General features: G+C 61.5%; 19 protein-coding genes. 11 read left to right on the forward strand and 8 right to left on the reverse strand.

Annotation, left to right across the window (positions count from 1 at the left end):
- Nucleotides 1-77 precede the first annotated feature (77 nt).
- The 5 genes from VF684_RS17505 to VF684_RS17525 all read right to left on the reverse strand — a co-directional run bounded on the left by VF684_RS17505 (nucleotide 78) and on the right by VF684_RS17525 (nucleotide 5,093).
- Nucleotides 78-857, reverse strand: a complete 780-nt coding sequence (locus tag VF684_RS17505; RefSeq protein WP_376898434.1) for an SDR family oxidoreductase — start codon at nucleotides 855-857, stop codon at nucleotides 78-80.
- Between the two features lie 52 nt (nucleotides 858-909).
- The gene (gene mmsB / locus VF684_RS17510) at nucleotides 910-1,830 is read right to left on the reverse strand and encodes a 3-hydroxyisobutyrate dehydrogenase (RefSeq protein WP_376898436.1); all 921 of its coding nucleotides are present in this window, start codon (nucleotides 1,828-1,830) and stop codon (nucleotides 910-912) included.
- A gap of 51 nt (nucleotides 1,831-1,881) precedes the next feature.
- Nucleotides 1,882-2,994, reverse strand: coding sequence for an enoyl-CoA hydratase/isomerase family protein (locus VF684_RS17515; RefSeq protein ID WP_376898438.1), 1,113 nt, complete (start codon nucleotides 2,992-2,994; stop codon nucleotides 1,882-1,884).
- A gap of 18 nt (nucleotides 2,995-3,012) precedes the next feature.
- Complete coding sequence (locus tag VF684_RS17520) at nucleotides 3,013-3,795, reverse strand: enoyl-CoA hydratase (RefSeq protein ID WP_005351398.1); 783 nt, start codon at nucleotides 3,793-3,795, stop codon at nucleotides 3,013-3,015.
- Nucleotides 3,796-3,935: 140 nt separating this feature from the next.
- The gene (locus VF684_RS17525) at nucleotides 3,936-5,093 is read right to left on the reverse strand and encodes an acyl-CoA dehydrogenase family protein (RefSeq protein WP_376898441.1); all 1,158 of its coding nucleotides are present in this window, start codon (nucleotides 5,091-5,093) and stop codon (nucleotides 3,936-3,938) included.
- 305 nt (nucleotides 5,094-5,398) lie between these two features.
- Between VF684_RS17525 and VF684_RS17530 the strand changes: the two genes are divergently transcribed.
- The 9 genes from VF684_RS17530 to VF684_RS17570 all read left to right on the forward strand — a co-directional run bounded on the left by VF684_RS17530 (nucleotide 5,399) and on the right by VF684_RS17570 (nucleotide 17,024).
- The gene (locus VF684_RS17530) at nucleotides 5,399-6,541 is read left to right on the forward strand and encodes an isovaleryl-CoA dehydrogenase (RefSeq protein ID WP_376898443.1); all 1,143 of its coding nucleotides are present in this window, start codon (nucleotides 5,399-5,401) and stop codon (nucleotides 6,539-6,541) included.
- On the forward strand, nucleotides 6,538-8,139 hold the full coding sequence (locus tag VF684_RS17535; protein ID WP_376898444.1) for a carboxyl transferase domain-containing protein: 1,602 nt from the start codon (nucleotides 6,538-6,540) through the stop codon (nucleotides 8,137-8,139). Before VF684_RS17530 ends, VF684_RS17535 begins: the two co-directional genes overlap by 4 nt.
- Before the next feature lie 11 nt (nucleotides 8,140-8,150).
- Nucleotides 8,151-9,005 carry an enoyl-CoA hydratase-related protein gene (locus tag VF684_RS17540; RefSeq protein WP_376898446.1) on the forward strand — a complete coding sequence of 285 codons (855 nt, stop codon included), beginning with the start codon at nucleotides 8,151-8,153 and terminating at the stop codon, nucleotides 9,003-9,005.
- Nucleotides 9,002-10,972 carry an acetyl/propionyl/methylcrotonyl-CoA carboxylase subunit alpha gene (locus VF684_RS17545; RefSeq protein WP_376898448.1) on the forward strand — a complete coding sequence of 657 codons (1,971 nt, stop codon included), beginning with the start codon at nucleotides 9,002-9,004 and terminating at the stop codon, nucleotides 10,970-10,972. The genes VF684_RS17540 and VF684_RS17545 overlap by 4 nt, the downstream gene beginning before the upstream one ends.
- Nucleotides 10,969-11,937, forward strand: a complete 969-nt coding sequence (locus VF684_RS17550) for a hydroxymethylglutaryl-CoA lyase (RefSeq protein ID WP_157160928.1) — start codon at nucleotides 10,969-10,971, stop codon at nucleotides 11,935-11,937. Before VF684_RS17545 ends, VF684_RS17550 begins: the two co-directional genes overlap by 4 nt.
- 2 nt (nucleotides 11,938-11,939) lie before the next feature.
- Complete coding sequence (locus VF684_RS17555; protein ID WP_047436889.1) at nucleotides 11,940-12,350, forward strand: MerR family transcriptional regulator; 411 nt, start codon at nucleotides 11,940-11,942, stop codon at nucleotides 12,348-12,350.
- A gap of 36 nt (nucleotides 12,351-12,386) precedes the next feature.
- A complete protein-coding gene (locus VF684_RS17560; protein WP_139441094.1) occupies nucleotides 12,387-13,148 on the forward strand; it encodes a substrate-binding periplasmic protein in 762 nt (253 codons plus the stop codon).
- 52 nt (nucleotides 13,149-13,200) lie between these two features.
- A complete protein-coding gene (locus VF684_RS17565; RefSeq protein WP_139441093.1) occupies nucleotides 13,201-16,203 on the forward strand; it encodes a DUF748 domain-containing protein in 3,003 nt (1,000 codons plus the stop codon).
- A 224-nt stretch (nucleotides 16,204-16,427) separates the two neighbouring features.
- Complete coding sequence (locus VF684_RS17570; protein WP_005336948.1) at nucleotides 16,428-17,024, forward strand: acetate uptake transporter; 597 nt, start codon at nucleotides 16,428-16,430, stop codon at nucleotides 17,022-17,024.
- A gap of 81 nt (nucleotides 17,025-17,105) precedes the next feature.
- Here the strand turns inward: VF684_RS17570 and VF684_RS17575 are convergent, their stop codons facing one another.
- Together VF684_RS17575 and VF684_RS17580 are read right to left on the reverse strand one after the other, a co-directional pair.
- Nucleotides 17,106-17,870: a zinc-dependent peptidase gene (locus VF684_RS17575; protein WP_234879883.1), complete on the reverse strand. Its 765-nt coding sequence runs from the start codon at nucleotides 17,868-17,870 to the stop codon at nucleotides 17,106-17,108.
- A 76-nt stretch (nucleotides 17,871-17,946) separates the two neighbouring features.
- Nucleotides 17,947-18,384: a GNAT family N-acetyltransferase gene (locus tag VF684_RS17580; protein WP_201913239.1), complete on the reverse strand. Its 438-nt coding sequence runs from the start codon at nucleotides 18,382-18,384 to the stop codon at nucleotides 17,947-17,949.
- 348 nt (nucleotides 18,385-18,732) lie between these two features.
- Here VF684_RS17580 and VF684_RS17585 point away from each other — a divergent pair, with 348 nt between their 5' ends.
- Nucleotides 18,733-20,232 (forward strand): alanine/glycine:cation symporter family protein, encoded by a 1,500-nt coding sequence (locus VF684_RS17585; RefSeq protein ID WP_005360093.1) that lies wholly within the window; start codon nucleotides 18,733-18,735, stop codon nucleotides 20,230-20,232.
- A gap of 70 nt (nucleotides 20,233-20,302) precedes the next feature.
- Here VF684_RS17585 and VF684_RS17590 read toward each other — a convergent pair whose 3' ends face one another.
- Entirely contained in the window at nucleotides 20,303-21,109 is an 807-nt protein-coding gene (locus tag VF684_RS17590) for a crotonase/enoyl-CoA hydratase family protein (RefSeq protein ID WP_376898451.1), read from the reverse strand.
- Nucleotides 21,110-21,277: 168 nt separating this feature from the next.
- On the opposite strand from VF684_RS17590, the gene VF684_RS17595 reads away from it, so the two are divergent.
- Nucleotides 21,278-23,065: a putative nucleotidyltransferase substrate binding domain-containing protein gene (locus VF684_RS17595; protein ID WP_376898453.1), complete on the forward strand. Its 1,788-nt coding sequence runs from the start codon at nucleotides 21,278-21,280 to the stop codon at nucleotides 23,063-23,065.
- Nucleotides 23,066-23,067: the final 2 nt, after the last annotated feature.

Raw genomic sequence — 23,067 nt, forward strand, 5'->3', positions numbered from 1 at the left:
TTAGCCTTTCAACACGTAATTGGGACAGAGCCATAAAAAAGCCCCGGTGGAAACACCGGGGCCCATTATGTAAATCCCTATAAACGCAAACCGCCATCCAGTTCTATCATCCTTCCCGACAGATAGTCGTTGGCAAAAATAAAGCTCACCGTCTCGGCAAGCTGCTGCGCCTCGCCAAGGGTGCCGACCGGAATGGCCTGCTGCATCCGCGCCATCGCCTCCGGCTTCATCGCCGCCGTCATGTCGGTGGCAAACACCCCGGGGGCAATCCCCATCACCCGAATGCCATGGCGCGCCAGCTCCCGCGCCCAGGTCACCACTAGCGAAGCCACTCCTGCCTTGCTGGCGGCATAGTTGCTCTGGCCGATATTGCCGGCGCGAGCAATGGAGGAGATGTTGATGATAACGCCCCCCTGCCCCCCTTGCGCCATCAGTGCCGCCCCTTCGCGACCGCAGAGGAAGGTACCTGTGAGGTTGACATCAATCACGCTCTGCCACTGGGCCAGCGTCATCTTCTCCACCAGCTCCCCCTCTTTCACCTTGATCAGCATGCCATCGCGCAAAATGCCAGCGCAGTTGATAAGACCGTGCAGCACGCCAAAACGCTCCTTGATGGCAGCAAAAACCGACTCAACCTCGGCTTCGCTCGCCACATTGCAGACAAACAGCTCGCATTGGCTATCTTGATCGCACTGACCATTCTGGCTGTGCACCATGGCAGCGGTCGCCTCCAGATCGGCGCGATTGATGTCGAGCAGCGCCAGCGTCGCCCCCTGTGCGCCCAGGGCCAGCGCAATGGCCCGTCCCAAGCCACGTCCAGCGCCGGTAATAACGATGACCTTACCTTTGATATCCATCAATGCTCCTTGTAGCTGGTCGAGGGGAGATGCCTTGAAGAGAGGTGGCCCGTCAGGCAGGATCCTGTTTATCCAGATAGAGTTCGACGATGCTGGAGAAATCGCGGCTACCCTGCCCCTGAGCGGCATGCAGGTTGAACAGGTTACGCGCGAGCGCCCCCATCGGCACAGCGCTGTGGCCATGCTCGGCCAGCGCCATGGCCAGCCCCAAATCTTTCACCATCAGACGGGTCATAAAGCCCCCCTGATAGTTGCGGGCGGCAGGGACATTCTCCATCACCCCGGGCCAGGGGTTGTAACGCTCCAGACTCCAGTTGTTGCCGGAGCTCTTGCCCATGATGGTGGAGAGCACGGCGGGATCCAGCCCCTCCTTCACCCCGAGGGCCAGCGCCTCGGCAGTGCCCGCCATATGGATCGCAAGCAGCATGTTATTGCACATCTTGGCGATCTGCCCGGCGCCCAGCGTCCCGGCGTGAAACAGGTTCTGCCCCATGCAGGCGAGCAAGGGTTTTGCCGCCTCGAAATCCGCCCCATCGCCGCCAACGATAAAGGTGAGCGTCCCGGCGGCCGCACCGGCGACACCGCCCGATACGGGGGCATCGATAAAGCGCAAACCACGCGCGCGAGCCGCCTCCCCGACCTGACGGGCCGATTCGACATCGATAGTGGAGCAGTCGATCACCAGTGCACCAACCGGCAGGGCCGCCAGCAGATCCTGCCCGCCTCGCTCACCGGCGCTCTCGCCCAGCCAAAGATCGCGCACATGCTCCCCCGCGGGTAGCATGCTGATCACCACCTCGCAGCCGGTCACCGCCTCTCGGGCATCCTCCGCGGCGATACAGCCAGCGGCGATGGCGCGCTCAATGTTTTGGGCAACCAGATCAAACACCTGCACCCTGTGCCCGGCCCTGGCCAGATTGGCCGCCATGGGCCCCCCCATGTTGCCGAGCCCGATAAACCCTATCCTTGTCATCCCGCTTGCTCCTTGCGTTGCTGATGGCGGCGTCCGCCGGTTGCCAAGATGTTATTCCTTGCAGGCCAACGGATTGCGCCCCTGCGGCCAGCGATAGAACTCGTCCAGCCACTCCCCCTCCGATGGCAACTGTTGCCAGCGGGGATCTTTATCCTTGTCGATCAGCAGTGCCCGTACCCCTTCCACAAAATCCCCCTTGAGCACGCAGTTGACCGAGAGGGTCAGCTCCTCGGCAAATACCTCTGCCAGTGAGTTGCGGCGAGCCTGCCAATATTGGCGCCACAAAATGGCACGGCTGATGGGGCTGCCGGTGCGGCAGAGCTGCTGCGCCTGCTGGAGTACCGCCTCCTGTTCATCGAACTGAGCTTCGAACAACCGCGCCAATACCCCTTGCAGCGTGCGTCCCGCCAGCAAGGCATCGATCCTCTGTTGATGGGGCAGCAATACTGGCGCTGGCAACCGGGCCGCCACCTCACCATGCAACCCCGTGAGCAGCAGATCGATCTGCTCACGGGGATCACCACTGCCAGCCCAGTCGAGCACGGCGAGGCGTGACAACAGCGCACTGCGCTCGCTACTGGCGATGGCGTGATCCGCCAGCCCAAGACCGATGGCATCACTCCCGTTGAAGCGGGCGCCAGTCAAACCAAGCCAGAGCCCGAGCCGCCCCGGCATCCGGCTTAAAAACCAGCTCGCCCCCACGTCGGGGTAGAGGCCAATGGTCACCTCCGGCATGGCAAACAGGCTTCTTTCGGTGACAACCCGAAAATCGGCACCGGCAAACAGGCCAATACCGCCCCCCATGCAGATACCGTCCGCCACGCAGATCAGGGGCTTGCGGTAAGAGTGGATGTGGTGGTCGAGCCGATACTCCTGCTCGAAAAAGTCGCGGGCATATTCGAACAGTTCCGATCCGCTTGCCTCCTGCTTGCGGTAATAGAAGGAGCGGATATCGCCACCGGCACAGAACGCCTTCTCACCCGCCCCCTGCAACAGCACACAGACGATGGCGGGATCCTGCTCCCAACAGGTCAGCGTCTGTTGCAGGATCTGGATCATCGGCAGGCTCAATGCGTTGAGAGACGCAGGGCTGTCGAGGGTCAACACCCCGATCTGATGGCCATCTTCGGTGGGATAACAGCTAACCTTGACCGACTCACTCATAAACGGCTCCGTATGGATTTACTTTGTTGGGCCATATTGCCAGCGCGGTAAGCGTTTCTCCAGGAAGGCGGCCACCCCTTCACGCTGGTTGGCATCGCTAAAGAGATCGAGAAACAGCGACCGCTCAAGGGGCAAGGCGGCATCCCGCGGGCCACTGCGGCCCTGATTGATCAGGGTTTTGCAGGCGCGCAGGGCGCTCGGGCTCTGGCGCTCCACCAGATGGGCCATCTGGTGCGCCGCCTCCCATGCCTGACCGGTTTTCACCACCTCCTCCACCAGCCCCATCTCGTAAGCCAGCGAGGCACTCACCTTCTCACCGCAGAGGATCATCCGCTTGGCCCAGCCCGGCCCCACCAGCTCGGTCAGGCGCTGGGTGCCACCGGCACAGGGAAGCAAGCCCACCGAGGCTTCCGGCAGTCCCAGCAACGCCTGTTGCTCGGCGATGCGGATATCACAAGCCAGCGCCACTTCCAGCCCGCCTCCCATGGCATAACCATTGATGGCGGCGATACTGACGCCATGAAAACGGGCCAGCGCCTCGAAGGCCTTGCCAAAGGCCTCGGCTACTTCGCGGGCCAGCTCGACATTCCCCTCGACAAACATATTGAGGTCGGCACCGGCGCAGAAAAATTTGTCGCCCGCACCACGGATCACCAGCGCCACCACATCGGGACGACTGTCGAGCTCCACCATCATCTGCAAAAAGGCCTGCAGGCTGGCGAGGGTCCAGGTGTTGGCAGGGGGATGGTCGAGGGTGATATAGGCCACGTGGCCATGATATTCGAGTCTGATCCTTGTCATAGCATTGTCCTTGTCGATGAAGCTGCCGCCATGATGACAGGCTTGAATGACACCAACCTGTGGCTGGCTCACAAAGCCGAAACCGGCATGGCATGGTGCAAATCGGGTGGCAGGCAACACACCCTTGATGCGACCACCGGTTAGCCCAGCGACAAACCGGGATCGGCCAGCATGCGGCGCGCGATGATGAGTCGCATCACCTCGTTGGTGCCCTCCAGAATGCGGTGTACCCGGGTATCGCGCAGATAGCGCTCGAGCGGATACTCGCGGATATAACCATAGCCGCCAAAGAGTTGCAGAGCCTCATCACAGATTCGATAACCCACATCGGTAGCATAACGTTTGGCCATGGCACACCAGGCACTCTTGTCGGGTGCCCCGCGATCCAGCTTGTCGGCGGCCTGACGTACCAGCAGGCGGGCGGCAGCCAGCTCGGTCGCCATATCGGCCAGGCGAAACTGCACGCTCTGGAATTCGCTGATCGGGTGACCAAATTGCTGGCGCTGCTGCACATAGGCCAGCGCATCGTCCAGCGCCTGCTGGGCGGTGCCCACCGAACAGGTGGCAATATTGATGCGCCCCCCATCGAGGGCCTGCATGGCGAATTTGAACCCTTCCCCCTCCTCACCCAGCCGGTAGCGGGCGGGAATTTGCACTCCGTTGAACGCCACTTCCCGGGTCGGCTGGCTGTTCCAGCCCATCTTCTCTTCGGGCTTGCCATAGACGATGCCCGCGCTATCTGCCGGCACCATAAAGGCAGAGACCCCCTTCGCACCTTCACCACCGGTACGGGCCATCACCACCAGCACGTCAGTGCTGCCCGCTCCCGAGATAAAGACTTTGGTTCCCTCAATAAGATAATTGTCGCCCTCGCGAATGGCTCGGGTCTTGAGCGCCGCCGCATCGGAACCCGCACCCGGCTCTGTGAGGCAATAGGAGCCCAGCAGCTCGCCACTGGCCAGTTTGGGCACCCACTCCTTGGCAACCTCGTTGGGCAGCCAGCTGCCCAGCATCCAGCTCACCATGTTGTGAATGGTCAGATAAGCCGTGGTCGAGGTACAGCCCATGGCGAGGCACTCGAAGATGAGGCTCGCATCGAGACGAGGCAATCCCAATCCGCCAAACTGCTCCGGGGTATAGAGACCACAAAACCCGAGCTCGGCCGCCTGCTTGATGGTCGGGATCGGAAACTCATGCTCCTTGTCCCAGCGCGCGGCATGGGGTTTGAGCGCCTCATCGGCAAAGGCGGCGGCCGCCTCCACATACGCCTGTTGATCATCTGTCAGGGTAAAATCCATCTTGTCGTTCGCTCCCTTGTTGCCCCGCGCTTATTTTCCTGCGTTAGCGCTTTATGACGCGGCCCCCACACGCTGCGTCTGTCGGATCTGCCACTATGGCGCTGTTGTCGTGGTAGCTGATAACGCTCTCACTACCACGGCTTTATCGATACACAACAGATTAACAATTGATTTACGTTTACGCTAACGTAAACTTATGGCAGAAGTGAAGTACAAAATGGACCGACCACTGCCAGCCGTAACGCCGAGTCAGCCGGTCGAGCCAACCTTCCTACCCGACTGTCATATCCGCAAGGAGAGCATGGATGCAGATGGATGAGACCCTGAATGCCCTGACCGAACAGGTTGCGGCTTTCTGCCAGAAAGTGATTGCCCCGCGCGCCAGCGAGATCGATCAGAGCAACACCTTCCCCCGTGATCTCTGGCCCCGGATGGGTGAGCTGGGGCTGCACGGCATCACAGTGGCGGAGGAGTATGACGGGGTGAACCTCGGCTATCTGGCCCACGTGCTGGTGATGGAACAGGTGAGCCGCGCCAGCGCCTCGGTCGGCCTCTCCTACGGCGCCCACTCCAATCTCTGCATCAACCAGATCCACCGCCACGGTACGCCGGAGCAGAAAGCGCGCTACCTGCCCCCGCTGGTGAGCGGCGAGCATGTGGGGGCGCTGGCCATGAGCGAACCGGGCGCCGGTTCAGATGTGGTGAGCATGCGCCTGACCGCGGAGCGCGAAGGGGATCACTTCGTGCTCAACGGCAACAAGATGTGGATCACCAACGGCCCGGATGCCGACACCTTCGTCATCTATGCCAAGACCGATGCCGCTGCCGGTCCCAAAGGGATTTCTGCCTTTATCGTCGAAGCGAACACTCCCGGTTTCTCCACCGCCCAAAAGCTCGACAAGCTGGGGATGCGCGGCTCCAGCACCTGCGAGCTGGTGTTCGACAACTGCCGCGTACCGCAGGAGAACCTGCTGGGCACCCTGCACGGCGGGGTCCGGGTGCTGATGAGCGGGCTTGATTACGAGCGGGTGGTGCTGGCGGCGGGCCCCCTTGGCATCATGCAGGCCTGCATGGACGTGGTGCTGCCCTATGTGCGTGAGCGCAAGCAGTTTGGTCTAGCCATCGGCGAGTTCCAGCTGGTGCAGGGCAAGCTCGCCGACATGTATACCCGCCTCGCCAGCAGCCGGGCACTGGTCTACTCGGTGGCGAGCGCCTGCGATCAGGGTCGCACCAGCCGCAAGGATTGCGCTGCCGCCATCCTGTTTGCCGCCGAAAATGCCACACAGATGGCGCTCGACGCTATCCAGCTGCTCGGCGGCAACGGCTACATCAACGAATACCCTACCGGCCGCCTGCTGCGGGACGCCAAGCTCTACGAGATAGGCGCCGGCACTTCGGAGATCCGCCGCTGGCTCATCGGCCGCGAGCTGATGGGAGAAAATGCATGAGCAGGCTCCACTCCCGTCTCGACACGGCGAGCCCGGAATATGCGGCCAATCGGGCCGCCATGCAGGGGCTGGTCGACGATCTCCACGCCCGCATTGCCGAGATTGCGCAAGGGGGCGGCGCGGCCAACAACGCCCGCCATCAGGCCCGTGGCAAGCTGCTGCCCCTCGAGCGCATCAATCAACTGCTGGACCCGGGCTCCCCGTTTCTCGAGCTCTCGGCACTGGCTGGCTGGCAGGTCTATGACGAGCCGGTGCCCGCCGCCGGCATCATCACCGGCATCGGCCGGGTCTCGGGCAGGCTCTGCATGCTGGTGGTGAACGACGCCACCGTGAAAGGCGGCACCTACTACCCGCTCACGGTGAAAAAGCACCTGCGCGCCCAGGCCATCGCCGAGCGGCTGCGCCTCCCCTGCCTCTATCTGGTGGATTCCGGTGGCGCCTTCTTGCCGATGCAGGACGAGGTGTTCCCCGACCGGGATCACTTTGGCCGCATCTTCTACAACCAGGCCCGCATGTCGGCCCAAAACATCCCTCAACTGGCAGTGGTGATGGGGCTCTGCACCGCCGGGGGCGCCTACGTCCCCGCCATGGCGGACGAGTCGATCATGGTCAAGAGCCAAGCCACCATCTTTCTGGCGGGCCCGCCGCTGGTCAAGGCCGCCACCGGCGAGGAGATCAGCGCAGAAGCCCTGGGCGGCGCCGAGGTGCACTGCGCCCACTCAGGGGTGGCAGATCATATGGCCCGCGACGATGCCCATGCGCTGGCCATTGCCCGCACGCTGGTTACTCATCTGGGTAACGAGCCGGTAGAGACCAGCCCCGGCTACGAGCCCCCCTGTTACCCCATAGAGGAGCTCTACGGTCTGGTGGGCACCAGTCTCAAGCGCCCTTACGATGCGCGGGAACTGATTGCCCGACTGGTGGATGGCTCGGACTTTGACGAATTCAAGGCGCTGTTCGGCACCACGCTGGTGACCGGCTTTGCCCGTATTTGCGGCATGGAAGTGGGGGTCCTCGCCAACAACGGCGTGCTGCACAGCGACAGCGCCCAGAAGGGGGCCCACTTTATCCAGCTCTGTAACCGGCGTGCCATCCCGCTGCTCTTTTTGCAGAACATCACCGGCTTTATGGTGGGGAGCAGCGCAGAAAAGGAGGGGATCGCCAAGCACGGCGCCAAGCTGGTCACTGCAGTGGCCTGCAGCCGGGTGCCCAAGATCACCCTGATCGTCGGTGGCAGCTTTGGTGCTGGCAACTACGGCATGTGTGGCCGCGCCTATGAACCCGATTTTCTCTTTAGCTGGCCCAACAGCCGCATCTCCGTCATGGGGGGCGAGCAGGCGGCCGGGGTGCTGGTGCAGGTGCGTCGCGACAAGCTGACTGCCGAGGGCAAAGATTTGAGCGAGCAGGAGGCGGCCGCCATCCGTGCCCCAGTGATCGAGCAGTATGAGCGGCAGGGTCACCCCTACTACGCCAGCGCTCGCCTCTGGGATGACGGCGTCATCGACCCGGCCCAGAGCCGCACCGTGCTGGCACTGGCGCTCGCCGCCTGTCAGGGTGCCCGCATTGAACCCGAGCAGTACGGCATCTTCCGGATGTAAGGAGCAAACCCATGTCAGATCCACTTACTTCCTCAGCACTTGGCTCTTCAACACAGGGCCTGTTTCGGCTGGAGCGGCACGGCCCGCTGGCCGAGCTGGTGCTGTCGCGCCCGGCCCGCCACAACGCCTTTGATGCCGACCTGATGCTGGGGCTGCTCGACTGTCTCGATGATCTGGCCCATCTTCATGGTCATGATCTCGCCGAACGTCCTCACGCCCTGCTGCTACGTGCCGAGGGCAAACACTTTTGCGCGGGCGCCGATCTCAACTGGATGCGCAATCTGGCCCACGCCGATTTCGAGCACAATCGCGAAGACGCCCGGGTACTGGCGCGGCTGATGCAGACCCTCGACGAGCTCCCCTTCCCCACGGTGGCGCTGGTGCAGGGGGCCGCCTATGGCGGGGCACTGGGCCTCATCTGCGCTTGCGATCTGGTGCTGGCCAGCGATGATGCCCGCTTCTGTCTCTCCGAGGTGAGCCTGGGCTTGGTACCTGCGGTGATCAGCCCTTACGTGGTACGTGCCATGGGAATGCGTCAGGCGCGCCGCTACATGCTCAGTGCCGAGCCGTTCGATGCCATTACCGCCTGTCGGCTCAATGTGGCACACCAACTCTGCAAACCGGATCAACTGCTGGCGGAGGGGCGGGCGCAGGCCCTTCGTCTGTGCCGCAACGGGCCGGAGGCAATGAAAGAGACCAAACGGCTGCTGGCGGCGATAGAAGCCCATCCTTCCCGCCTGCACGAAGAGAAAACCGTCGAGACCATCGCCCGGGTTCGGGTGGGGCTCGAAGCCCAGGAGGGGATGCAAGCCTTCTTCGACAAATGTCCTCCCGCCTGGCGTCCCCGTTTCAAGGATGAGACATGACCCATCACACTCAGATTAAGCGCCTGCTGATCGCCAATCGCGGCGAAATCGCCGTGCGCATCATCAAGACGGCGAAACGCCTCGGCATCCACACCATCGCCCTCTACTCCGATGCCGACGCCCACGCCATGCACACCCGTCTGGCCGATGAGGCCTGGCATTTGGGGCCCGCACCGGCCAGAGAGAGCTATCTCGACACCGGCAAGGTGCTGAAGATTGCCAAAGAGGCGCGCGCCGATGCCATCCATCCCGGTTACGGCTTTCTGTCGGAAAACAGCGATTTTGCCACCGCCTGCGAACAGCGCGGCCTGCGCTTTGTCGGCCCAAGCGGCGCCGCCATTCTCGCCATGGGCGACAAATCGGGCGCCAAGGCGCTGATGCAGGCAGCCGGTGTACCTGTGCTGCCCGGCTATCACGGCACGGATCAGCGGCCGGACTTTTTGCGCAATCAGGCGAGCCAGATTGGCTTCCCGCTGCTTATCAAGGCCGCCAGTGGCGGCGGTGGCAAGGGGATGCGCCGGGTCGATCAGCTGGCCGACTTTGACGAGTCGCTGGCGGCAGTCAAACGGGAAGCCAAGGCCGCCTTTGGCGACGATCTGGTGCTGCTGGAGCGCTATCTGCCCCAGGCTCGCCATGTTGAGGTGCAGGTCTTTGCCGATAGCCTCGGCAACGCCATCTATCTGGGGGACAGGGACTGCTCCTTGCAGCGACGCCATCAGAAGGTGATCGAAGAGGCGCCCGCCCCCGACATCCCTCCGGCTCTGCGCCGCGCCATGGGGGAGGCAGCCGTGGCCGCAGCCAAGGCCATCCACTATCAGGGGGCGGGCACCATCGAGTTTCTGCTCTGCAAGGATGAGTTCTTCTTTATGGAGATGAACACCCGGCTGCAGGTAGAGCATCCGGTCACCGAAGCAGTGACCGGGCAGGATCTGGTGGCTTGGCAACTGGCCGTGGCCGAGGGCAAGCAACTGCCACTCACCCAGGATGAGGTGGTGCTGCGCGGCCATGCGGTGGAGGCGCGCCTCTACGCCGAGGATGTGGCGGCCGGTTTTCTGCCTGCCAGCGGGCCTATCCACTGGCTCCACTGGCCCGTTGGCGTGCGCATCGACACCGGCGTTACCGCTGGCGATGAGGTGAGTCCCTATTACGATCCCATGATCGCCAAGCTGATCGCCCACGGCCAGAGCCGCGCCGAGGCGTTCGCCCAACTGGCCGATGCACTGGCGGCGCTGGATCTCGGCCCGCTGGTGCACAACGGCGCGCTCTTGCTGCGCCTGTGTGAAGAGCCTGACGTCCTGGCCATGCGCCACCATACCCAGTGGCCCATCCCTACCACAGCGCAACCCATTCCTGAACTCGCCTGGCCGCTGGCCACCCTCTGGCTAGCGAGCCGTCCTGCGGGCACCTCCCCCTGGCAGCAAGCCTGCGGATTTCGGCTGGGGCCGGATCGCTGCTGGACAGCGGCGGTACGCATTGGTGATGAGCGCCGGGTATTGACCCTTAACGATCATGGCAGCCAGTTTGAGTGGCAAGGGGAGACTCATTGCTACCAGAGAGGTGATGATCATATCCGGCTGCAGCAGGGTGGCTGCTGGCAACAGATCCCCATTCAGACGGTCGCAGGCTCGGAGGCAGCCTTCATCATGACCCTGGGGGGCCAGCGCATCCCCTTCGCGTCCGATGATCGGCAGCACAGCCACCACCATGAGCAGGCAAACGAGAAGGCGCAGGGCGCCATCGCCCCCATGCACGGCATAGTGGTAGCCGTGCTGATCGAGCAGGGGCAAACAGTCAGCAAGGGGCAACCCCTGCTGGTGCTGGAGGCGATGAAGATGGAACACCAGTTGCGTGCAGAGCGGGACGGGGTCATTGAAGCCCTGCAGTGCAAACAGGGCGAGCAGGTAAGCCAGGGGACCGTGCTGGTGCGCTTTGCCGAAAAGACTGCTTCACAGGAGGAACACCCATGAACCGATCACAGGACGTCCGTGACGACAGGGTCAGTCTGGTGGAGATGGGGCCGCGAGATGGCCTGCAAAATGAAGCTGCGCCCCTCTCCCTGGTACAGCGGCTGGAGCTGATCCAGCGCCTTACCGACAGCGGCCTGCAACGCATCGAGGTGGGTGCCTTTGTCTCTGCCAAAAAAGTGCCGCAGATGGCGGACTCCGCAGCGCTGTTCGAGGCACTGCCGCGCAAGGGCTCAACCCGATACGGTGCCCTGGTGCCCAATCTGCAAGGCTTGCAGGCTGCCATTGCCGCTCACGCCGACGAGATTGGCCTCTTCACCGCCTGCTCCGACGGCTTTACCCGTGCCAATATCGGCATCAGCGTGGAGGAGTCGCTGGTGCGCTTCGCCCCCTTGGTACAGGAGGCGCGCCGACTCGGCATCAAGGTGCGCGGCTACCTCTCCACCGTCATCGCCTGCCCGTTCGATGGCCCGACCCGCCCGAAACGGGTCGCTGCCATGGCCGAGCAACTGCTGGATCTTGGCTGCCACGAAATTTCGCTGGGGGACACCATCGGCGTCGGCACTCCGGGCACCGTGGCGCCCATGCTGGATGCGGTACTGCACGAGATCCCGGCGGGTCGACTCGCGGTCCATTTTCACGACACCTACGGCCAGGGGTTGGCCAACCTGCTACCCGCGCTGGAGCGTGGCATTCGCACCATCGACTGCTCGGTGGCGGGGCTTGGCGGCTGCCCCTATGCGCCGGGCGCCTCCGGCAATGTGGCGTCAGAAGAGGTAGTCTACCTGCTGCACGGCCTTGGCATGACGACCGGGGTGGATCTCGACAAACTGGCGGCCACCGGCCAGTGGGTGAGCGAGCAGCTCGGTCGCCCCAACGGCTCGCGGGTCGGTCAGGCCCTGCACGCCAATGCCGAGCGGCTGCGTGCCCGCCTCTGCCAGCCACACGCCCAGCAACAGGAGTCATGACCATGTCCCGTTCCCTGCCCGGCAAGGAGATCACCTACAGCATTTCGGAGCTGGCCCACGAATTCGATGTCACGCCGCGCACCATCCGCTACTACGAGGATGAGGGGCTGCTCACCCCGCTGCGGGAGGGGCAAACCCGCATCTACAGCCACCGGGACAAGATCCGGCTCAAATTGACCCTGCGCGGCAAACGGCTGGGGTTTAGCCTGGCCGAGATCCGCGAGCTGTTCGATATGTACGACACCGACAAATCGAGCAAAACCCAGCTCCACTCCATGATCCAGCTGATCGATGAAAAGCGCGACGCACTGCGCCAACAACTGGAGGATATCCAGATGGTGATGGCCGAGCTGGAAGCCGCCGAACAGCGCTGTGTTAATTCCCTTAACAGCTTGAAAACTGGCGCAGATTAACCGAATCTGGGAGCAAGCTATTGCCCTGGGGTTCCCATGAGATATTGGTGCTGGTTTTTGCTCTTGTTCAGCCTCTCTGGCTGGAGCCATCCCCTCATCAAGGTTGGTGGATACCCCTATGCCCCCTTTGTGGTCAAACTCCCCGATTCCCGCTATGAAGGACTGACCCTGGAGCTTATCGACCAGCTCAATGCCGTACAGAAAGAGGTGACCTTCGTCTTTGTCCCCACCTCGGCCGCCAACCGTTACAAGGCGCTCGATCTGGGCCGTTTCTCGCTGATGCTGTTTGAAGACACCAAGTGGGGCTGGGACACCGATAAATTCAAGATAACAACCCCCTTCCTCGGTGGTGGCGAGGTCTATGTGGCCCTGAACAAAGCGGGCCGGGATCAGCGCTTTTTCGACGATCCTGCCAGCCATCACCTCATCGGGGTGACCGGCTATCACTACGGCGTCGGCCAGTTCAATGCCGATCCTCTCTACCTGCAGCGCAAGCTCAATATCACCCTGGTCAAAGACAACGTCAGCGCCCTGCAAGCGCTACTCAAAGGGCGCGGCGAGGTAGCCATTCTCAATGTTTCGTACCTTAACCAGTATCTGCTGGCCAATCCCGACACAGCCGACCAGCTGCTGATCTCGCAAAAATGGGATCAACAGTATCAACACCGCGCCATCCTTCACCCTGAGGCCCCCATTACCCCTGCCCAGCTGGAACAATGGCTGGCAGCGCTGCAACAAAAGGGTGAACTGGATCGCCTTTGGACAAAGTACGGCGTACAACAGCACGCAACCCCATGATTACTATCCAGCTTTTCTGTACCATGGCGGGAACCAAATGGGAGTGCACCAAATGAACACCACCGAGCCCGCGTCCCCCAAGCTCCGCTTGCTGCGCTACCTTGCCTACGCTTTCCTGCTGTTTCTTATCCTGGTCACTCTGCTGCTGTGGCAAACCCCCCGTCTGGTCCAGCGCTATCTGCCCGGCTGGCTGGCCGAACACTATGGCCTGCAACTGACGCTGGGGGAGATTGACGTAGGAGTCCGCACCCCATCTCTCACCCTCGGCGCGACCGCCCTGCTCGATGCCAAACAGCAGCCTATCGTCCGTTTTGAGCAGCTCTTTATCACCCCAAACCTGCAAGCCTGCTGGCAGCAGAAAGGGGTCGTGCTTTCCGCCGTCACCCTGACCAAACCCGTGGTGCTGCTGCAACGGCTGACAGACAAAAAAGGGGAGGTTCGACTCAATCTGACCGATGCGCTGGCGACCCTGCTCGCCCCTTCGCCCTCCCCCGAGCCCGAAACAGCCAGCGCCCCGCTGCTGGTCGATATTGCAAGTGTCAATGTCACTGACGGGCATGTGCGCTATCAGGATCAACGCAAGGAGAGCGAACCCGGCTGGTTGCCGCCTCTCAATCTGGAGAAAGTGACCCTCAAGCTCGATAACCTGCGCACCGAGGCAAATCACCCGACCGCCTATCAGCTGAACGCAGCCATCAACGGCAAAAGCAGCCTCGCTGCCCACGGCAAACTCGATGTGATGAGCGGCATGGGCCAGGGCAAAGCGAGCCTCAAACAGGTCGACCTGAAACCCTTCGCCCCGCTCTGGGCACCCTATCTCAAGCTGGATCTGGCCAAGGGCCACGCCAATGCAGAGGTGGAGTACCAGCTTAAAGAGGGCAAGCAAGGAGTGCTGTGGCAATTGTCCAAAGGCAAGCTGACCCTGGACAACTGGCAGCTTAAAAAACACAAGGGCGACGAATTTGCCCGCTTCGGCCAGCTGGCCCTGAGCGATCTGGCTGTCGATGGCCAGAAACAGTCGCTCCAGATCGGCAAGGTCACTCTGCAACAACCCCTGCTCAAGGCCACCCTCAACCCACAGCAGGAGCTGGATCTGGCTGACTTGCTGATTGAACAGGCCCCCGCCAAACCCGCCAAAGGGGCCCACGCCGCAAACGAGGTGGCCAACAATGCGGCGCCCAAGTCGGCACAACAAGCAAAGACAGCCGGTAACGGCAAGAAACATACGCCAGACAAACCCTGGCAGTGGCAGATCAAGCAGATCCTTATCGACAAGGGCGATCTCACTCTCACCGAATCGAGCAGCGGCAAACCGCAGGCACGCCAGCTCTCCGGCCTCAAGCTGGCGCTGGGGCCACTGGGCAGCAAGGGGGAGCAACCTAGCAAACTGACTCTGGCCACCCAGTTCAACCAGAGCAGCCCCCTCGCCTTTGATGGCCAACTGACCCTGACTCCTTTCACCTTAAGCGGCGACATCAACCAGCAGGGGCTACCCCTGACGCTGGCACAGCCCTATCTGGCCGATCTGGTACGCATCAAGGTGCAAAACGGGCTGCTGAGCAGCAAGACCAGACTTGATCTCGCCACCACCGCCCAGGGAGATCTCAGCAAGCTGACCCTGCAGGGGGGGCTCGATGTCAACGGGCTCAAAGTAGTCGATCGGGCAGACAATCAGCGGCTGCTGGAGTTCAACACCCTGGCTCTCACCGGTCTGACGTACGACGGCATCAGCCAGCAGATGCGGATCAAGGACATTGCCCTGAACAAGCCCTTCGCCCGCATCGAGATCAACGAAGATGGCACCACCAACCTGCAACAGCTGCTGTTGCCACAACCGGCGGCAACCAACAGCACTCACGCGACGGCTGGCAGCAAGGCTCCCGATTTTCGTTTCACCATCGACCAGCTGCGCACCGAGCAGGGCAACCTGCGCTTTGCTGACCGCAGTCTGAGTCAGGATTTTGTGGCCGATATCGCCTCGCTGGGCGGCCAGAGTCGCCATATCAGCAATATTCCGGGGCAACGCTCCGATCTCGCCTTCAACGGCAAGGTGGATCGCTATGCGCCAGTGACCATTCGCGGCGGTACCAACCTGCTGGTGGCCAACCCGATCCTCGACATCGCGGTCGCTTTCCACAATCTGGAGCTCACCACCTTCACCCCCTATTCGGGCACCTATGCCGGTTATGCCATTGACAAGGGGCAGCTCTCCATGAAGCTGCATTACAAGCTGGAGGGCAATCGGCTGGAGGGGGATAACGACATCACCATCAAGAAGCTGCAACTGGGCGAGAAGATCAAGAGCGATCAGGCCAAGGATCTGCCGCTGGGGCTGGCCATCGCCCTGCTGAGCGATGCCAACGGGGTGATACAGATGAACCTCAAGGTGAAGGGCGATCTCGATCAACCGGACTTCAGCATCGGCAATATCTTCTGGGATGTGCTGGGCAACACCCTGAGCAAGGCGATCACCTCCCCCTTCTCCCTGCTCGCCTCGCTGGCCGATGGCACCGAAGATCTCGACGAACTTCCCTTCCTGCCGGGGGATCCCGATCTCACCCCCACCCAGCAGGAGAAACTGGTCAAGCTGGCGCAGGCCCTCAAGGATAGACCCAAGCTCAGCATGAACATTCGCGGCAAGGTCAACTTCAACGAGGAGCGCCCCATCCTGCAACGGCAAAAGCTGGAACGGGTACTGGCCAAGCTCACCGGCAATCAGGCGGATCTCGACCTGCTGGAACAGGACCCCGCCCTGCAAGAGGCGCTGGCCCAAGCCTATGAAGAGCGCTTTGGCGAAGATCTGGATGATCTGGCCGATCGCCTCCATCTGGATGAAGAGAGCGCAGCACTGCGGGCCCAGGCGGTGATCCTGCTGCGGGATCAGCAGCTCATCACCGCCAAATCCCTGCGCAATCTCGCCATGCGCCGGGCGCAAAATACCAAGGAGTTTCTGGTCGACAGCCAGGGGATCGCCCCAGAGCGGCTGTTCGTGCTCGACAGCCAGGTCAAAGAAGAAGACAAGGAAGCCAAAGTGATCCTGACACTTGATCAGTAAGGCCGCGGCACTGCGCAAATGCGTAATAAAAATACAACCTCTCAACTATTTTGACACCTTTTGCTCACCAAACAGCCTGTCCTGGTGAGCATTTGGCCTCTGATGCAAATAATCACGTAGTTTTTTTACGATTTATCCCCCTTGCCCCCTTGCGGGCGCGCCACAGCCTGCCTAAAATCGCGCGTCTTTTGTTAACCCCCACCTCTATTTTTGGAGAACGCCACGTGAGCGAAAAATTGGCCAACCCTGCCCCTCTGGGTCTGATGGGTTTCGGTATGACCACCATCCTGCTGAACATTCATAACGCAGGTTTCTTCCCCATCAGCGCCATGATCCTGGCCATGGGCCTGTGCTACGGCGGCATCGCCCAGATCATCGCTGGCATCATGGAGTACAAGCGTGGCAACACCTTCGGTGTGACCGCATTCACCTCCTACGGCCTGTTCTGGCTGAGCCTGGTGTTCCTGCTGATCATGCCAACCATGGGTCTGGCCGAAGCCACTCCGCACGCCTACATGGGTTGGTATCTGCTGATGTGGGGCATGTTCACCCTGTTCATGCTGGTTGGCACCATCAACTACCCGCGCGCCAAGCAGTTCGTGTTCGCCTCCCTGACCGTGCTGTTCTTCCTGCTGGCCGCCCGTGACTTCACCGGCAGCACCCTGATCGGCACCATCGCCGGTTTCGAAGGCATCATCTGTGGCGCCAGCGCCATCTACCTGGCCATGGCCACCGTGATCAACGAGCAGTTCGGCCGCACCGTAATGCCGATCGGCGATCACAAGAAAGCCGCCGCCGTACAGCTGAAAGCCGCTGCCTGATAGGCAAGCCACTCAGATTGTGAGAAAGGCACCCTCGGGTGCCTTTTTACTATCTTGAATAACCGTTTAACAGCTCGGTTATCAGCTAAGTGACCCGGCGCCCGCTTCCCCCGCCAGCAAGCGGGTCGCGGGGAAACGCAGTGCGGGATCCTGGCTAAAGAACTGGCTCAGTTGCCGGTATACCGCCGGATAAACCTGCTGCAGCCGGAGCGGATCGGTAAAGAAACACTCGCAGCTGACGGCAAAAAACTCCGCGGGATGTTCGGCGGCATAGGGATCGATATCGGTCACTTCGTCCCGATCAAGCTGCTGGCACAGCGTATCGAAGGCGCTCTGAAAGGCCTGTTGCCACAGCTGGCTGCTCATCGGCCCCGGCAACGGCGGTGCTCCATCCGCCTCACCGCCCAGCATGTCGAGCTTGTGAGCCAGCTCGTGGATCACCAGATTAAAGCCGTCCCAGTCGCCATCTTGCTGCAGTTCGCTCCAGGCCAGCACCAGCGGCCCTTGCGGCCAGGATTCACCGGCGTTCTCCTCTTCAAACTCGCTCACCAGCCCGAACTCATCCTGCACCTCCTGGCGCCGGGTGACGGGCTCGGGAATAATGATGACTTCGTGAAAGCCGCGATACCAGTCAAGGCCAAGGTGCAAGATGGGCAACGCCGCCTGCAGTGCCAGCACCGCTTGTTGACGGCGGCTGAGCTCGACCCCGATCAGGGTCAGGGTCTTGCGCTTGAGCAGCTGTTGCCCCAAGCCGATAAGCGTCGTCTGCTCGGTGTCGCTGAGCCCTTGCAAGATGGGCACAGCCGCCAGCGCCTGACGCCACAGCGCCAACTCATCCTCACTCATGGGCGTTTGCGGGCGACCACCCAGCCATTTGAACCATCCCAGCACGCCTACTCCTTCTTTTGATGCAAACAACAGGTCACAACAGTTTGACGAACCGTTTCGGCCGCTCCTGATAATCCTGCGCCAGATAGAAACGGTGGGCCGCTTCGCGCTTGAGGCTGCTGGATAGCTCCAGCTGGGCGCAACCTGCGGCCCGCGCCATCGCTTCGGCGCCCTTGAGCAAGGCTGCGCCCACTCCCGCCCCTCTTGCCCCTTCATCGACAACCAGCGCCGAGATCAGGCCCCAAGCTGGTGCAACATGCAGCGGTGCCAGCTTGTGCCACACCAGCACGCCGACCACCTTGTCGCCTAGGGAGGCGAGCAGCACAACGCTCGCGGGATCCGGTGCCAACAGGCGCGCCGTCACGTCAGCGCCTTCGGCAGGATACCCCAATTGGGTGAACAGGTGGGCGATGGCGCTCCCGTCGTCGGCCTCGGGGGGACGGATCGTCAACGTCTCAGGATCATTTTTCATTGTTGGCCTCATGTTTGCTTTCCATTGTGTTACGCCCGTCACATTGTCCGGCGCAGATCAACAAGGAGGATCTCATCTTTACTCATAGAAAACGCTGCCTGCCATTATCCCCCCACCCTTGTCAATTCACAAATTTGCAACAAGGCAACATTTTTCGCTGGGAAGCACCGATACAACTCGATATGTTACAAGCCATGCATGGCGCGTGTTTGCGCTCTGCTTAACCCCTCAACCTCGCGCTCATTTGTTAACTGGATTGTTAACAAACAGGGCCGAAAACAGTGACAGAGAGCGAGGCCAAGATCTCGCCAAGACAGCGCCACAAACACAACAAAGGAGTTGTTGTACATGAATGAAATCGTCAATGCCATCAATGGTGTAATCTGGAGCCCTGCGCTCATTTACCTGTGTCTGGGGGTCGGTCTTTACTTCTCCCTGCGCACCCGTTTTTTGCAACTGCGTCATATCAAAGAGATGGTGCGCCTGATGTTTGATGGCAAGAGCACCGATGCCGGTGTCTCCTCCTTCCAGGCGCTGGCCATGACCCTGGCCGGTCGCGTGGGTACCGGTAACATCGCCGGTGTGGCCACCGCCATCACCTTCGGGGGCCCGGGCGCCCTGTTCTGGATGTGGATGGTTGCCTTCCTCGGCGCCAGCTCTGCTTTCGTGGAGTCCACCCTGGGTCAGGTTTACAAAGAGAAGATCAACGGTGAATACCGCGGCGGCCCGGCCTTCTACATCGAGAAAGGACTTGGCATGAAGTGGTACGCCTGGACCTTCGCCATCGCTACCGTCTTCGCCTGCGGCGTGCTGCTGCCGGGGGTGCAGGCCAACTCCATCGGTTCCAGCCTGCAGACCGCCTTTAATATCGATCCGAACGTCACCGCCGCCGGTCTGGCGCTGCTGCTCGGCTTTATTATCTTCGGTGGCGTCAAGCGTATAGCCAGCTTCGCCAGTACCGTGGTGCCCTTTATGGCGCTGGGCTACATCATCGTGGCTTGCGTCATCATCGCCCTGAATATCGGCCAGCTGCCGGGCGTGATCCTGCTGATCTGGAAGAGCGCCTTCGGTCTGGATGCCGGTTTCGGTGCCATTCTGGGCCTGGCCATCATGTGGGGCGTGAAGCGCGGGGTCTACTCCAACGAAGCGGGTCAGGGTACCGGACCGCACGCCTCCTCTGCTGCGGCAGTGAGTCACCCGGCCAAACAGGGTCTGGTGCAGGCGTTCTCCGTCTATATCGACACCCTGTTCGTCTGCTCCGCCACCGGCTTTATGCTGCTGATCACCGGTCTCTATAACGTACAAGGGCCGGACGGCGCTGCTATCTACACAGGTATTGCCGGTATCGCAGCAGGCCCGGGCTATGTGCAGACCGCCATGGAGAGCATGATGCCGGGCTTTGGCAGCATTTTCGTGGCCATCGCGCTGTTCTTCTTCGCGTTCACCACCATCGTTGCCTACTACTACATCGCCGAGACCAACATCGCCTACATCAACCGCAAGATAAATCGCCCCTGGCTCACCTTCTTGCTGAAGATTGCGCTGATGGCTGCCACTGTCTACGGCACCGTCAAGACTGCAGATCTGGCGTGGGGCATGGGGGATATCGGGGTCGGCCTGATGGCATGGCTCAACATCATCGCCATCCTGCTGCTGCAAAAGACCGCCTTCACCTGTCTGAAGGATTATGAAGCGCAGCAGGCACAAGGGATTGACCCCGTATTCCACCCGGAGAAGCTCGGCATCAAGAACGCCGATTACTGGGTGGGCAAACGCTCCGAAGAGAACCTGGAGCGGGAGAAATCGGGCCATCAGTTCGAGCCGGATCAGGATCGCAAGACCTCCTGAACCAGAACGACATAAGGCATCAATAAAAATGGCAGCCTTGGCTGCCATTTCTTTTTCCTGTCACCTCATCTCAGAGCGGATTGCGGCGCGGCCCGAAGGGCAGCCGCCAGCGAAACAGGCTGTTAAGGGTGGCCCGCCACTGATTGGGTCGCCCCAGGATCTGCTTTTGCAGGCGGGTCTCCTCTTTGAGCATGGCTTCATCGCTGCGGGCCCAGGCCTGGCTGTAGAGCTGCTTGATCCCCGCCAGTGCATCCGGCGACTTGGTGATAAGGGTACGGGCAAACTCCCGCGCCTCCACCAGCGGATCGGCGCAGACCCGGCTCACCATCCCGAGGGATTTCGCCTCGACGGCATCAAGCTCACGCCCGCTCATGGCAAGCTCCATGGCGGTATCCAGCCCCATCAGGTTGCGCATGGTGACGCTGCCGCTCATGTCGGGGATGATCCCCCACTTGATCTCCATCACCGAGAAACGGCAATCGGGGGTGCTGAAGCGAAAATCGGCGCCGAGCGCGATCTGCAAGCCACCGCCAAAACAGACTCCCTGGGTCACCGCAATCACCGGCACCGGCAGCTGGTGCCAGCCATAGGCAACCAGCTGGGCCAGATTGGTCGCCTCGTCCGCTTCGCGCTTGAGAATATCGAGCGCCGCCACCGGCTGTCTCAGCATGGATTTCACATCCAGCCCGGCACAGAAGGCCCGCCCCTCACCATGCAGGATCACCGCCCGCAACCCCTTGTGCCGGGCGAGCTGCGTCAGCGTCTCGTCGATGGCACTGAACATGGCGCGGTCCAGCGCATTGAGTTTATCCCCCCGCGTCAGCATCACTTCGGCAATCCCGTCGTGGATCTCGCACTTGATCCTTGGTTTTTCCATCTCCCTTGTCCTCTCCTTGATCCCTGAAACTGACTCACTGGTCATACCACCACGTTATCAGAGTGTGAACAGGCGGTACAGCTGAGACTAAAGTCGGCTGGTCGCCTCCCCCTCCCTTTGTCACACTGGGAGCTGCATGAGTGCCGCAAGCCAGCAGAGGACGCTGTCATGTCAACCCTGTTCAATTTTGCCAGACCACCGTTCGACCGACTGGATGAGGAGGCGCGCGAACGGCTCTCCCGTCACCTCTCGCTCTGCTATTTTCGGGCCGGGGATCTGCTGCTAAAAGAGGGGGATGAGCCTCCCGGCCTCTATCTCATCATCAAGGGGGCGGTGGAAGAGTCTGCCCCTCACCACCAGTTTGGTGATTACGGGGTCGATGATCTGTTCGATGTGCGCGCCCAGTTTGACGGCCGCTGCCGCCACCGCTTCACCGCGCTGGAAGATAGCCTCTGTCAGCTCATTCCTCGCCACACCTTTCTGTCGCTCTGTGAGCAGGATCCGCAGTTTGCCAGCTACTTCACCGCCAATCTGGCCGAGCGTCAGCGCCAGCAAGAGCAACGCGAACAACTGGGTCAGAAGAATCTGGCGGAATTTATCCTGACCCGCATCGAACCCGGCCACCTGCAGGCACCGCTTATCGTCGACAGCAAGCTGTCACTGCTGGCGGCGACCGAAGCCATGGTGAGCAAGGGAACCGATTGCCTGCTCTACCCGGCCCACGACGGCTCTCTCACGCTGGCAACCCGCAAGACCCTGCTCCACGCCCTGACCCTCAAGGGATTGCCACTGACAGCCCCCCTTTCGGTGCTGACCCCCACGCCCCTGATTGGTCTGCCGCTGGAGAGCTATCTGTTTGATGCCCTGCTGCTGATGACCCGCCATCGCATCAAGCGACTGGTGGTGTGGCGTGGCAACGAGGTGGCGGGGATCCTGCAACTGACTCAGGTGCTGGGGCTCTTCTCGACCCACTCCCACGTGCTGACGTTGCGTATCGCCCGCGCCGACAGCCTGCCCGCGCTGGAGGCGGTGGCCCGCGAGCAGCAGCAATTGACCCGCTCGCTGTTTGCACAGGGGATCCACACCGCCTTTTTGATGAAGCTCATCGCCACCATCAACGAACAACTGATCGCCAAAGCCTTTGCGCTGGTGATCCCCCCCGAGGTGCAGGATAACGTCTGCTTGTTGATGCTGGGTTCGGAGGGGCGCGGCGAGCAGATCCTCAAAACCGATCAGGACAACGCCCTGATCCTGCCAGAAGGGCTGGCATGGCCCACCCAGGCAGCCGATCTGGCCGAATTCAGCGCCCTGCTGGAGCGCCTCGGCTACCCCCTCTGCCCCGGGCAGGTGATGGTGAACAATCCGGCCTGGGTGAAAACAGGCAGCGAGTGGCAAAGCGCCATTGCCTGCGCCTGCACCACGGCAAAAGAGGATGAGCTGCTCTGGCTCGCCACCCTGGCCGATGCTCACCCCATCGCGGGGGATCGCCAACTGCATTTGCCAGTTGCCAGAGCGCTGCGCGAGCAGTTGATGGACAGACGGGATCTGCTGGCGGAGATGGTGCGACCGGCAGTGGCCTTTCACGCGCCGCTCACCCTGTTTGGCCGGCTGGAGCAGCCACCGGAAGGGCTGGATCTGAAGCGGGGCGGCCTGTTCCCGCTGGTGCACGGTATCCGCATGTTGGCCCTTGAGGCAGGCATTCTGGAGACTTCAACCCTGGGGCGTATCGACGCACTGGTGGCCGCCGATCGGCTCAGTGCCGACTATGGCAGCAATCTGGCAGAGGCGTTCCGGCTCTTTATCCGGCTGAGGCTGCGCAGCCAGCTCAAGGGGGGCAATAGTCGGGTGCAGACAAGCGAGCTCAGCCACAGCGAGCGGGATCTGTTGCGTCAGGCGCTGCATCAGGTTAAGAAGTTCCAGCAGTGGCTCACCTTGCACTTTCGTCTGAGACAATAGCC

It is taken from the genome of Aeromonas sp. Lyrl_2, assembly GCF_051948815.1.
Lineage (GTDB): Bacteria > Pseudomonadota > Gammaproteobacteria > Enterobacterales > Aeromonadaceae > Aeromonas > Aeromonas veronii.